Raw genomic sequence first — 13,514 nt, forward strand, 5'->3', positions numbered from 1 at the left:
GTAAGAATACTGGTTGCCTTCTGACCGCGCAGTAAGCCGCCTGACGGTGGACTTACTCTTCAACAGCAGACTCCAATAGCTTCAAATACTTTTTGTCGGCATCAAAACGCGCCATGACTCCCTGCGGAATTGTAAAATTATCGGGATCGTGGCTGATATCCATACCCATCACAGCGGGTATTCCTAGCGGACGAATATGCTGTTGTAAGATCTGCTTTAAGGTAAATTGTGATTCTGAGGGGTCCGGACAGTTAGTGCATCTTCCAAAAATGAATCCATTAATGTTATCCAGTAATCCGGCCTGCTTGAGATGAACCAGCATGCGGTCGATTTTATAAACCGGTTCTCCGATATCTTCCACAAAGAGAATGGCTCCATCTGTGTCGGGCTGAATATCGGTACCCAGAGTTGTTGTCAAAATGGAAAGATTGCCGCCTATAAGTCGTCCATCATTAATTCCCGGAAAGATCAGGTCCACTTCACTTTCAGAGTTATATTCACTCTTCTCACCATTCATCAATACACTTCGAAAGCTGTTTTTTGTCAGATCGGTCCATTCAGATGTACCGTTCGGCCCGTGAAACGAAACTAAATTGGATCGATGCAAAAAAGCCATGTGAAGCGTTGTGTTGTCACTAAATCCGCAGTAGACTTTTGGATTGTTCTTGATCAAGTCAAAATCGAGGTGAGGCAATATCCGGGCACAACCCCAGCCGCCTCTCACGGCTATAATTCCGTCGATATCAGGGTCTGCAAAAAAACGATTCAGATCCCGGGCTCGCTGTTGATCGGTCCCGGCCAGATATCCGTATCGTTCCTTAACGTATTCCCCAAAAACCACTTCAAACCCCAAGGATTCAAGCTCCATTTTCATCCGGTCGAATTCTGAATCTTCATAGACAATTCCGGCCGGTGCCGTCAAAGCAACACGATCCCCCTCTTTTAAACGCCTGGGTTTAATCAGTGAATCGTATTCCTTTTTTCGGGAACCGGTAAATACCGAAAGTCCCGCCATTCCCATACCGGCTGTTTTAAGAAAGTCTTTTCGTTTCATCTGGAATCGGTGTAGAGGTTATTTTTCTGAATATAATTTTGAACTTCATCTGGCAGATTGTCTAGCGAGGATGAATCTGAAGTCTGCCGGATTTCCGTCGACGAAATATCTACCGGCTTATGATCTACAAATATGGTTTTTTCCAATATATTTGAATTAACATCACTGTGATCAGAGCCCGGTCGGTCAACAACCATCAATGTGCACTCCTTCAGAATTTCATCGTATTTATGCCATTTGTGAAACGTCTGAAGACTGTCCTCACCCAAACAAAGAAAGAAGGTGTATTCCGGGTACTTTTCCTTTAAATGATGAATTGTCCGGAGTGTATAGGATGGCTTGGGCAACTCGTTCTCAATATCGCTGATCTTAGTGCTTTCACTCTCCTGAAAAGCGAGTTTCAACATGGTGAAGCGATGCTCAAAATCAGTCTTTTTTTGATCTGTCTTATGCGGTGGATCGGGTGTGAGCAAAATCCATATCTCATCGATTAAATCGCTGTTTAGAAAGGATTCTACAGCTTCAATATGTCCGTGGTGAACCGGATCGAAAGATCCTCCAAAAAGTCCAATCCGTTTCACAAAAGAATCCGGTTTAATTAGTTCTGAGCAACGGACTCATTATCGGTAGCTTCACTCAATCCACGCTGAGCCCTGTCATAAAGATCTTCAACCCGGCTTCTATTTTCTCCTCTCGGAAAAAGCTGCAGATAGGTTTCGTAAGATTCCAGCGCCATTTCAAATCGTTCAGCTTGTCGGTCGGCAACACTGTTTTCTGCATAGAGAATATACGATTCCATCTGGTCTACCAGGGAAAGCTCAGCCCAGGACGTCTCCGGATAATTATCAATTACAATATCAAAATAGATAGCTGCTGCTTCATACCTGCTGGTTCTCTTATAAAATTCTCCGGCGTTATAGGACTTGCGGGCCAGTTTACTTCTCAATTCAGAAATATACTCTGCTGCATCATCTGTATATTCCGAATTTGGAAACCGGGATAACAGGAGTCTGAAATTCTCTATCGCCTGATATGTGTAGGATTGATCAAGTCGATATCTTGGGCTTAAATTATAGTAACTCAGCGCTTTCTTAAAATCAGCTTCTTCCCGTCTCGGCGAATTTGGATGAAACTGGGCATACCTTTCATACTCCGATGCAGCCAACAGATACCTTCGATTGTTAAAGTAACTTTCAGCAAGGTAAAACTGTGCATCCTGCCCTATATCGGTGCCCCGGCCTATAGATATCACGGTCTCAAAAGCCCGTGCGGCTTCGGCATAATTTTCCTGTTCGTATTGGTTTAGTGCCTTTTCATAAGCCACTTCAATTGAATCGCCCGGTCGAATTAACTCATTGCTTCGGCATGAGGCAAAAAGAAGTATTGCTGCAAATAGAACTAATAGATTACGCATGTATTTAGCTTTCACGATTTTTCAAAAATTTAATCAGATGTTGAAGATCTTGTTTATAGTTGGAATCACCAAATTCCTGAAGAGCATTTTCTGCCCGGCTGTAGTGTTGTAAATAAATTTCTCTGGTATCCTCTTCGATACCGTTAGATTTAAATATCTGAATCACCTTGTCTACTTCAGATTCAGAGAGCGGTTTATTTTCGATATATCCAAGAATAACATTCCGTTCTGCATCGCTGCATCGTTCTAACGCACTGAGCATCAATAATGTTTTCTTGCCTTCATGAATATCTCCTGCTTTCTTTTTTCCAAATTTTTCAGGATCACCAAAAACATCCAGCCAGTCGTCCTGTATCTGAAATGCAAGACCCAGTGAATGACCAATTAAAGAGAGTTTTTCCAGCTGATCCGGATCCGCATTCCCACACATACCGCCCATCTGCATTGCTGCCCCGATCAGTGCCCCCGTTTTGCCGTCAATCATTTGATGGTACTCTTCGATGGAGACATCACTGCGCGATTCAAACTCCATGTCCATCGCCTGCCCTTCGCAAACCCTGTTGACTGCCTTTAAAAAAAGATCACTGATTTTTTTATGATCCACACTTTCAGAAATGTTTTGCAGCTGAAGCAGTGAATAAGTGTACATGCTGTCACCGGACAAAATAGCCGTAGCTTCATCCCATTTTTTATGAACGGACGGTTCACCTCTTCGGCTGTCGGCCTGATCCATAATGTCATCGTGGATCAGTGTAAAATTATGAAGGAGTTCAACGGCCAGTGCCGCAGGCATCGCTTTTTGCGGATCAGATCCACAGATGCCACAGCTGATAAGTGATAATATTGGCCGAATACGTTTACCGCCATTCTTCAATATGTAGCGTTGAGGACGATAAAGCGTTTCAGGTTTTGAAGGAAAGTCCAGATTTTGCAACTGCTTTTCAAAAAGCGTTGCATACGATGCTAAAAAATCCAATTGAGTCGTTTAATTACTGATTTAAAGGTTGCAAATATACAAAATACACAACTCATTATTTCAGATATCTCAGAATCAATAAAACATGGTATTGGTCATTTTTCTAAGTCTATAACTCCAGACCGTTAGCTCTCATTTTATAAAGTGAGTGCAGCTGATGTGTTATTCTGTATTTTTTTGTTCTTACGTTTGCTTCAGTCAGATCAAAATAATCACTTGCCTCACTTGTGGTAGCATCCGGATGATTGATGAAATACAGGATGAATAATTGTGAATCGTCGTCCAACTCCTCAATGCATTCAAACAGTAACTCTTTTCTCTCCCGGTCTACCAGACGATCGATTTGACTGGCAGGTTCAGACTCAGATCCTGTTATATATTCATTATCTACGTAGCGCTTATTTTTTTTATACTGATTGAAATATTCATTTCGCGCCGTCATCATCATGTAAGACAGAAGCGACTTGGGATCCTTAAGCTTCCCGTCGACAATTCTTTCATAAACATTCAAAAAAGCCTGTTGTACACACTCCTTGGCTGCTTCTTCCGTTGCTGCAAGTGTAACCTGCAAATATTCAACCAACTTTGGAATCAGCTCTTCCAAAAGTTCATTTACCTGCCTTACATTCTCTTGCTGTATATAATTTACCAAAGCTGAATAATCTACCCTTTGTTTAACCTGAACGCTCATATCACTTCCACTTTGTTATATTTATTACCAGAGTTGCTAATTCTTGATTTGAGAACTTCTATTTTATCTTATCGTCCAATCAATATATAGAATTTATTAATATTAGAAAATTTTAATAGTTGAAATTAATCTTTGTTAAAAAGCTCCTTACAGATGCTCTAAACGTTTCTTTATCTTATGATGTGATTTTACCAGACAATTTTACTGCATAATGAAACCACATCAAGCCTATCCATGAGAATTGATCGATCAACCGCTGTAACGTTTTTTCACGAGACCCTAAACCGCTCAACACCGGAATTACTTATCCCCACCCTTCTCAATTTTGATCCACACTTAGATACGCTTCAAGTTTTGGGCCAAGATGTTGAGCTCACTGCAAATCAGAATATCTACGTCATCGGTTCAGGTAAAGCCTCCGTTGAAATGGCAAAAGCTGTAAGTAATATCTTAGGCGAAAAACTAACCGGTGGCATAGTCATTACGAATTCTAAACACGAAAATAATCTGCCTGAGAATATTGAAGTTTTGATTTCATCTCATCCGATTCCAAACGAGAAGTCCGTTCATGCCGCCAACCGTTTAGTGAATTTTGTGGAATCCATTCCCGAACACTCAATTGTTTTAAATCTACTATCGGGAGGCACTTCCTCTCTTCTCTGCAGACCGTCTTCAAAAATTCCATTCGATGACGTCGTTGAACTCTATCAAATTTTGGTTAAGAGCGGCGCAGGAATTCATGAAATGAACTTAGTCAGAAAATCTGTCTCCGAAATCAAGGCAGGCCGGCTTCTCCAACACTTTAATGATATCCGGCTTTTCGATCTGATCATATCAGATGTCCCCAATAACGATATAAAAGATATTGGCAGTGGCCCGACGATTCCACAAACATTCCGTTTTTCAAGCGTCATCTCAATCTTAAAGGATTTAGAGCTATGGCAGAAAATTCCCGGATCAGTTAAATCCTTTCTTTCAAACAGAGTCGGAGAAAATGATCTTTTCGAAACTGAAGAAGTGCAAAATCATCAGAGTCAGATCATCCTTTCTGCAGATAAAGTGGCGAACATTGCCAAAGAGTTGATGGAGCAAGAAGGTCTCCGTGTTATGAAAGATGATCAACCCTGGACAGGATCCATAGATAATTTTGAGCAACATATTTTATCCAGAATTCCAGCCGGTATACCGGCAGAGGAAAAACCGCTCGCTTTCATTTTTTTCGGTGAGTGCAGCATTGAGGTAACCGGTGATGGAAAAGGCGGACGTAATCAGGAACTGGCCCTTCGGATGGCTAAACATTTAGATAAGCTGGAACAGGACATTACTTTTCTAAGTGCCGGAACGGACGGCATTGACGGGCCAACGGATGCGGCCGGAGCTGCTGTTAATCAAAACAGCTTAAAAGAGGCCGAGAAACTCGGACTTGATGCTGACGACTATTTAAGAAGAAATGACAGCTACTCATTTTTTGATGAACTAGGCGGACACATCAAAACGGGTCCTACCGGAAATAATGTGATGGATCTTCAGTTTTTGATCATCCACTGATAAGGCAATTTTTCTAAATTTTCCTCCACTCCCTTGCTCAATTATTCGTAGTTTTACCGATTCGAAGTTATTCTAACCTGAAAGTGTTTTTTAATGAAGCAGTTTACCCTTCAGCCCGATTCAAATCCAAAAAAATCATCCGACTTTCTCAACGATTTAAATGAACAGCAAAGAAAAGCTGCATCTCATGTAAATGGTCCTCTTTTAATTATTGCGGGAGCGGGAAGTGGTAAAACAAGGGTGCTCACCTATCGCATCGCGCACCTGCTACAAAAGCAGTACGCCCTGCCAAAAAATATTCTTTCACTTACGTTTACAAATAAGGCCGCACGCGAAATGCAGGAACGTATTCAGGGGCTGATCGGTGAAAAAGCGTCCGGACTTTGGATGGGCACATTTCACTCTATTTTTTCAAAAATTCTTCGTTTTGAGGCTGATAAGATCGGTTTTAACAGCCAGTATTCAATTTACGATACCACGGATGCCGAGAATGCCATTAAACTGATTCTCAAAGAATTGAATTACGATCCGCGTGAGATTCGTCCCAGAACCATTCAGTATAAAATCAGCGATGCCAAAAACCAGCTGATTTCCCCCGAGCAGTATCAACATAAGTTTGTGCAAAGTACGCTGGATGATATTACCGCAAGAGTATTTCAGATTTATGCCAAGCGGTTGAAACAGGCCAATGCGATGGATTTTGATGATCTGCTCATCAAACCGATCGAGCTTTTTGAGGAGCACCCTGATGTTCTTGAAAAGTACCAGGACCGATTCCGCTATATCATGATTGATGAGTACCAGGATACCAATCACGCTCAGTACAAAGTAACCCGTATGCTGGCTGATAAATATCAAAATATCTGTGTGGTGGGCGACGATGCTCAAAGTATCTACTCGTTCAGAGGAGCGGACATCAGTAACATTCTAAACTTTCAAGAATGATTACGACGATGCATTGGAAGTGCCGCTGGAACAAAATTATCGGTCAACCAAGTACATTCTTCAGTGTGCAGACTCCATCATCAAGAAAAATGAAAAGCAGCTCGAAAAAACGCTTTGGACCGACAACGAAGAGGGCGAAACAGTAACGCTGCTGGAGAATTTTGATGAGCGGGACGAGGCGAATCGAATTGCCAACTACATCCAAAACCTAAAGCTGCGTCACGGCTATCAAAATAACGACTTCGCGATTTTGTACCGTACAAACTATCAGAGCAGGATATTTGAGGAGGCATTTCGACGAAAAGATATTACCTATCAATTGGTGGGCGGACTATCCTTCTATCAGAGAAAAGAGATTAAAGATGTGCTGGCGTACTTAACGCTGCTGATTAATCCGGAAGATGAACAGGCGCTGCTTCGAATCATCAACGAACCCAGTCGCGGCATTGGCAACAAAACACTGAATGAGCTTCTCAAAAAAGCTCGCGCTACCGGACAGAGTGTCTGGAAAATTTTACACGATGTGGAGTCTGCTGATATTTACAAGCCTGCAAAAGCCAAGATTGCAGATTTCATTCACATGATTGAAAGTTTAAAGGACCTGCTGGATTCAGGATCTCCAATACTGGATGTTACCAAAAAGATGCTGGAGAAAAGCGGGTATCTGAAGGCGCTGGTTGAGCAGAACGATGCAAAAGCTTTGACTCGGCGAGATAACGTGCTGGAGCTCCAAAATGCCATTGCTTACTATCAGCAAAACACAAAGAATCCGAAGCTTTCCAATTTTTTACAGGAGATCAACCTGATTACTGATTCGGACAAGTATGATGAAGACAAGCCTGCAGTTACGCTGATGACGGTTCACGCATCGAAAGGCCTGGAGTTTCCGGTCATCTTTATTGTCGGCCTGGAAGAAAACCTCTTCCCCATGGGGCCAAGGGAAGGTGAAGAAGCCAATACTGAAGAAGAGAGACGTCTTTTTTACGTAGCCATAACCCGTGCCGAGAAACAACTTTTTTTCAGCTATAGTAAGCTCAGATACAAGTACGGGGAAGAACAGCGGCAGGCCCGGTCCAGATTTTTGGATGAGGTAGATTCAGGAGTGGTCCGAAATGAAACAGGCTCAACAATACAGCAGAAAAACAACCGTTTCGGTGAATCGGACAGTAATTCCGATAATACAACCATTGAGTACGAACACGACTGGAAATCTCCAATTCAATCCAAAAAGCCTTCATCAACGTCCTCTACTTACGAATATGAGTACGATGATGATCCTTTTAGAACGGGAGTGCAGGTCATACATCCAAAATTTGGGCCCGGAAAAATTATTCAGCGGGCAGGATCGGGCAAAGATACCAGAGTTGTTGTATTTTTTAAGAGTCGTGGACAAAAAACATTAATGCTTCGGGCCGCCAAGTTAAAAGTTCTCAGTTAATCGAGGAAAATCCCTTGTTAAAATCTTTACGTGTAGCCACTCTGGGAGTGGTTCTTACTTTATCTGTTTCTATTAGTGCATTTGCCCAGATCTCGCTATCGGCCGAAAATATGGCATTGGGTGGCGGCGGAACTGCGTACCTTACCGGTTACGAAGCGCTGTTTGTAAATCCTGCGAATCTGCGCATTCAGGAGAAAAATTATTCACTTCAAATTTCATTACTACAGGGCGGAGTTTACAACGAGTACCTTTTGCCGGAGACTGATTTTTCCGCCAGGTCGCAACAATTTCGATCTGCTTTTCTACCCTACAAAAGTATGGACAGTGATTACGAACTGATTGAGGCAGACAGAAGCTCTATTTTGAGAAGAAATTATCCCGGGTCTCGCAGGGTTGCGCCTTTTCAATCAGTGGCCGATCTGCACTGGTTTGGGATGAAATGGCAGGGAGAAAGTAAATCCTACGGTCTATCCCTTCGCAGCAGAGTATTCAGTAAATATGAGTTGGGCAAAGGATATTTTTCATCCACAGCTGTTGAGGACGGTGATAATCTTTACATCGATCGATCTTTCCGCCATCAGTATCAAACAATACATGAACTCTCTTTTGGATATGCTGAGTCCTTTGATTTTTTAAACGGGTTATCCCCGCAACTCTCGGAGTTCATCGTCGGGATTGCTCCAAAAGTTGTAGTGGCCGGCTCACATCTTGACGCCCGGTACGACAATGTATACGAACATCGCGATGGCAGCGAAAACTGGGTAAGGTCTGCTCAGTATCAACAATACAGCACGGGATCTTTTTCTGAAAATCGGCCTTTTCTTAATCAAAATGGTGCAGTTTCATTTATTGACGGCACATTCTCTGATCTTTCGAAACCTGCGGGAATCGGTTTTGGTCTGGATGTCGGTATCACATACATGATCACTTTCGGCGATGATTTATCATTACTTCAGCGGGAGGCAGCCACGACTCAAAAGTCACTTCGGCTAAGCTTTTCAATTACTGATTTGGGAGCGATCTATCAGTTCGATCAGCCATATAAAATATCCACACAAAAGGTTGAAGAAGAGCTCACAGAACTCCCGAGAGTATCTGACATTCGATTTTCGGGCGCACCGAATGAACACTTGTTCTTTCTGGATGATCAGAACGATACTCCTTTTGAACTCGATTCTGATCAATCGGAAGATACATTCTACACTATGATGCCAACATCTGTTCAGGCCGGAGCTCTGTTTCAAATTAACAGGATTAAACTGATGGGTGATGTGCGTCTGCCTGTCATAAATCATGAATTTGCATCAAAAGCTCCTGTGGTATATTTGGGTACAGAGTTGAAACTCCTTCCTTTTTTACCACTTCGGCTAGGAACACGTATCGCTCCACACCTGCCCGGTTACTACTCATTAGGTATAGGCTTCGAAAGCAAGTATTTTGAGTTGAATACGGCACTAAAGGTTAAGAGCAGTCAGATTGGCCCCACAAATGAGATTGTTGGAGCATCCATGGCCGGAATCAAGATTTATATTCCGTAAATAGAGTTTCGCTTACGCTATTTTTATTCAATTTAAAAGCGATTTATCAGATGACTGACCAACTGTCATGTAATAACTCGCTCCACTCAATATGGCAGAACAGAAAAAGAAGATATGACGTTATGGTACCAACCATACTTTTGGCTTTGAATTTGCCATCATCTACAGAAACAGACAAAAAAATTAATTTAAGTCATATACATGTTTGACCAACGGTTTAAAATACAGACGACATTTGACGATCAGGGCGAGAACTTTGACGATTTTGAACAGGCTATTCCCTTGATGAGTGAAGAGGAGGAAAAAAAGCTGACAGAATCTGAAGTACCTGAAAATCTGCCTATTCTTCCCCTGAAAAATACGGTGCTTTTCCCGGGTGTTGTTGTTCCAATTACGGTAGGCCGGGACCGTTCACTTGCATTGGTAAAAGAAGCTTACGAAAGTGATAAAACAATCGGTGTAGTCACCCAGAAAGATGAATCCGTTGAGGATCCTGAGGCCGCCGATATGTACAAGTACGGTACGGTTGCTCAGATTTTGAAATTGATCAAAATGCCTGATGGCAGTAAAAGTGTGGTCATTCAGGGTAAAAGCGTTATTGAAATTGAAGAGTTTACTCAATCGGATCCTTTCTTTCGGGCTGAAGTAAAACCCGTTCAGCAGGAGATGGATATCAGCGGAGTGGAGCTTGATGCTTCCATGCGATCCATCAAAGAGACGGCAAGTAAAATTGTAAATCTCTCTCCAAATATTCCGTCTGAGGCATCCATTGCCATCAACAATATTTCGAGTCCGGCATTCTTGCTAAACTTTATTTCCTCAAATCTGCAGGTCTCCATTGCTGAAAAACAGGGGATTCTTGAAATCAAGAAATTTACCGACAGACTCGAAAAAGTGATGGAGTTTTTGAACAAAGAACTTCAGGTACTGAATTTAAGTGAAGAGATCCGTTCTAAGGTGAAAACCGATATCGACGATCAGCAGCGCGACTTCTATCTCCGCCAGCAAATGAAGGCGATTCAGGAAGCACTTGGCGAAGACGGTGAGCAGCAGGATATCGACAAGCTTAAAAATCGACTTGCTAAAAAAGAAGGGCTCAGCGATGATGCCAAAGAGACTGTTGAAAAAGAACTTCAGCGGCTTGAAATGACGCCCAACTCATCTCCGAATTACGGAATTATACATGCCTACATCGAGTGGATACTGGATCTGCCCTGGGGTGAATTTTCCGATGATAAACTGGATCTGAAACGAGCCCGGAAAATTCTCGATGAGGATCACTACGGTTTGGAGAAGGTCAAAAAACGAATTGTAGAGTATCTGGCCGTTCTGAAACTGAAGAAAGATATGAAAGCGCCGATCCTCTGCTTCTACGGACCTCCGGGCGTTGGTAAAACATCACTTGGGAAATCGATAGCTCGCGCATTGAACCGGGAGTTTGAACGGTTCAGCCTGGGCGGTATTCATGATGAAGCAGAAATTCGCGGTCACAGACGTACATATATCGGAGCACTTCCGGGACGTATTCTGCGGTCGATGAAAAAAGCAAGTACAGGAAATCCGGTTATGATGCTGGATGAGATCGACAAGGTAGGTTCCGATTTTCGCGGTGATCCTACCTCTGCCCTGCTCGAAGTTCTGGACCCTGAGCAGAATGATTCGTTTATGGATAACTACCTCGAACTGGAGTATGATCTATCAAAGGTATTGTTCATCGCAACAGCGAACTCGCTGGATACCATTCCGGCTCCGCTTCGCGACCGTATGGAGATCATCAATATCAGCGGTTATACACAGGAAGAAAAAACTGAGATTGCTAAAAAATATCTGATTCCTAAGCAGATTGAGGAGAACGGACTGAGTAAAAAACAGTTCAAAATTTCCAACAAGGCGATCGAGAAAATTATCGACGAGTACACGCGGGAATCGGGTGTGCGTGGTCTTGAGCGACAGATCGGTGCCGTTTGCCGTAATGTTGCAGCTCAGATTGCAAGTGGCGATATCGAGAAGATGAGTGTGGGTGTAAACGACATTCAGGATATCCTTGGCAAGCGTAAATTCTTTTCCGATGTAGCCGAGCGAACAACTGTTCCCGGAGTAGCTACCGGACTGGCCTGGACTCCATACGGAGGTGACATCCTCTTTATTGAAGCTAGCGTCTCCAGAGGTTCTGGTAAACTTCACATCACCGGTCAGCTGGGAGATGTGATGAAAGAATCGGCCATGTTGGCTATCAGTTATCTGAGGGCCCGCTATGAAGAGCTCAATATTCCTGAAGAGGCATTCAAGTATTGGGACCTCCATATTCACGTACCACAGGGCGCGGTTCCTAAAGACGGACCATCGGCCGGGGTTGCACTGTTAAGTGCCGTGGCGTCAATCTTTACCCAGCGTAAAGTAAAAGGAACACTTGCTATGACAGGAGAAATCACCCTTCGCGGACTCGTTCTGCCTGTAGGCGGAATCAAAGAGAAAGTACTGGCTGCAAAACGCGCCGGTATTGAGAAGGTATTCCTGCCGAAGAAGAATGAGAAAGATGTTGCCGAAATTGAGGAAGATGTGATCGGCAACCTTGAGGTTGAATATCTTGAACGAATGGAACCGATACTGGATCTGATTCTTGAAGATGAAGTAGTTGAAGATCCTAAAGAGTTCTTTAAAGTTCCGGAATCTCATAAAAATCAGATTTCCGGTAACAATGCCAGTAACGATTCAACCAAACAAGTAACTGTGATGGATTAGTTTTCAGAGCTCCATCGCCAAACACTTTAAAAGCCGGACAGAGTATATCTGTTCGGCTTTTGTTTTTTTTCTGTTGGAAGGTTCACCGCAGAGGCGCTGAGAGCGCAAAGATTTATGACGCTCTTCTGCGATATATCTGCGAGAAACCAAAGAATATCATTAAATATATGCCCCACGCATCCCAATGGAGTCTGTTTAAATGCAAATGATTTGTCGATTTAATTACTGAAAGCATGTATTTTCATATACAATGAAAAAAGGTCGAGTCATACAATCCACGGGAAAATGGTATAAAGTCAGTTGTGATAGTGAAATCATCGACAGCCGGCTTCCGGGCAAATTCCGCCTTGATAAAAAAGAGGTGACCAATCCTGTTGCCGTGGGTGATTATGTAGATATTTTAATAGGTGATGACGGCACAGGCTCCATACAGAAGATTCACGATAGAGAGAACTACATTCCCCGTCAGGCAACTCACGGACGCAGAGGTGAGCAGATACTTGTCTCCAATGTGGATCGCGCATGGGTAGTACAGTCCGTCAAACAGCCCAAACTGAACACCGGATTTATCGATCGCTTTTTAGTGACCTGTGAGGCTTACGAAGTGCCCGGCGGTGTTATCTTCAACAAGATGGATCTTGCCAAATCGGGTGGCAAAGCGCATGTTCAGGAGCTATCTGAGCTCTATCAGTCCCTTGGATATAAAACCGCCATCACTTCTGCGGAAACGGGTGAAACCGGTGATTTGAAATCCAAAATTGCGGGACAAACATCCGTTTTTATCGGACCATCAGGGGTTGGAAAAACCTCTCTTCTCAATCAGATCGAACCAAACTTAAAACTTAGGGTTGGTGAGATCTCATCATACTCTCAAAAAGGGAAGCACACCACAACATTTGCTCAACTCATCCCCATAAGCGGTGGAGGCTTTGTAGTTGATACACCGGGAATTCGTGAATTCGGACTGGTACAAATTGACAAACCTGAACTCTCCCTCTACTTTCCTGAAATGATTGAACCCCGTCAGAATTGTAAGTTCTACAACTGCACACACTATCACGAGCCAAAGTGCGGTGTGGTGGAAGCATTTGAAGAAGGGAAAATTGCAGCCAGCAGATATCACTCATACCTCAATATTCTTGAATCCCTGGAGCAGTAACATGATGAA

The 13,514-nt window shown here is 43.0% G+C and carries 11 protein-coding genes; 6 read left to right on the top strand and 5 right to left on the bottom strand.

The annotated features are described in order from the left end of the window. Window positions 1-52 precede the first annotated feature (52 nt). From U5K35_RS14655 to U5K35_RS14675, 5 genes are all read right to left on the bottom strand, one after another. Window positions 53-1,054: an LD-carboxypeptidase gene (locus U5K35_RS14655; RefSeq protein WP_322572243.1), complete on the bottom strand. Its 1,002-nt coding sequence runs from the start codon at window positions 1,052-1,054 to the stop codon at window positions 53-55. Beyond that, window positions 1,051-1,635 (bottom strand): nicotinate (nicotinamide) nucleotide adenylyltransferase, encoded by a 585-nt coding sequence (gene nadD / locus U5K35_RS14660; protein WP_322572244.1) that lies wholly within the window; start codon window positions 1,633-1,635, stop codon window positions 1,051-1,053. The genes U5K35_RS14655 and nadD overlap by 4 nt, the downstream gene beginning before the upstream one ends. A 17-nt stretch (window positions 1,636-1,652) precedes the next feature. Next, window positions 1,653-2,468: an outer membrane protein assembly factor BamD gene (locus U5K35_RS14665; protein WP_322572245.1), complete on the bottom strand. Its 816-nt coding sequence runs from the start codon at window positions 2,466-2,468 to the stop codon at window positions 1,653-1,655. Window positions 2,469-2,472: 4 nt separating this feature from the next. After that, a complete protein-coding gene (locus U5K35_RS14670; protein WP_322572246.1) occupies window positions 2,473-3,444 on the bottom strand; it encodes a polyprenyl synthetase family protein in 972 nt (323 codons plus the stop codon). Window positions 3,445-3,553: 109 nt separating this feature from the next. Next, window positions 3,554-4,135 (bottom strand): sigma-70 family RNA polymerase sigma factor, encoded by a 582-nt coding sequence (locus U5K35_RS14675; RefSeq protein ID WP_322572247.1) that lies wholly within the window; start codon window positions 4,133-4,135, stop codon window positions 3,554-3,556. A gap of 234 nt (window positions 4,136-4,369) precedes the next feature. Here U5K35_RS14675 and U5K35_RS14680 point away from each other — a divergent pair, with 234 nt between their 5' ends. The 6 genes from U5K35_RS14680 (at window position 4,370) to rsgA (ending at window position 13,505) form a co-directional block, all read left to right on the top strand. Beyond that, the gene (locus U5K35_RS14680; protein ID WP_322572248.1) at window positions 4,370-5,683 is read left to right on the top strand and encodes a glycerate kinase type-2 family protein; all 1,314 of its coding nucleotides are present in this window, start codon (window positions 4,370-4,372) and stop codon (window positions 5,681-5,683) included. A 93-nt stretch (window positions 5,684-5,776) separates the two neighbouring features. Continuing rightward, a complete protein-coding gene (locus U5K35_RS14685; protein ID WP_322572249.1) occupies window positions 5,777-6,628 on the top strand; it encodes an ATP-dependent helicase in 852 nt (283 codons plus the stop codon). Between the two features lie 19 nt (window positions 6,629-6,647). Beyond that, on the top strand, window positions 6,648-8,066 hold the full coding sequence (locus tag U5K35_RS14690) for an ATP-dependent helicase (protein ID WP_322572250.1): 1,419 nt from the start codon (window positions 6,648-6,650) through the stop codon (window positions 8,064-8,066). A 14-nt stretch (window positions 8,067-8,080) separates the two neighbouring features. Continuing rightward, on the top strand, window positions 8,081-9,604 hold the full coding sequence (locus U5K35_RS14695) for a DUF5723 family protein (protein ID WP_322572251.1): 1,524 nt from the start codon (window positions 8,081-8,083) through the stop codon (window positions 9,602-9,604). Between the two features lie 201 nt (window positions 9,605-9,805). Beyond that, window positions 9,806-12,346: an endopeptidase La gene (gene lon, locus U5K35_RS14700; RefSeq protein WP_322572252.1), complete on the top strand. Its 2,541-nt coding sequence runs from the start codon at window positions 9,806-9,808 to the stop codon at window positions 12,344-12,346. Window positions 12,347-12,596: 250 nt separating this feature from the next. After that, window positions 12,597-13,505 (top strand): ribosome small subunit-dependent GTPase A, encoded by a 909-nt coding sequence (gene rsgA / locus U5K35_RS14705; protein WP_322572253.1) that lies wholly within the window; start codon window positions 12,597-12,599, stop codon window positions 13,503-13,505. The last annotated feature ends 9 nt before the right edge of the window (window positions 13,506-13,514 follow it).

The sequence above is a fragment of the Rhodohalobacter sp. genome (genome assembly GCF_034521535.1).
Taxonomy (GTDB): domain Bacteria; phylum Bacteroidota; class Rhodothermia; order Balneolales; family Balneolaceae; genus Rhodohalobacter.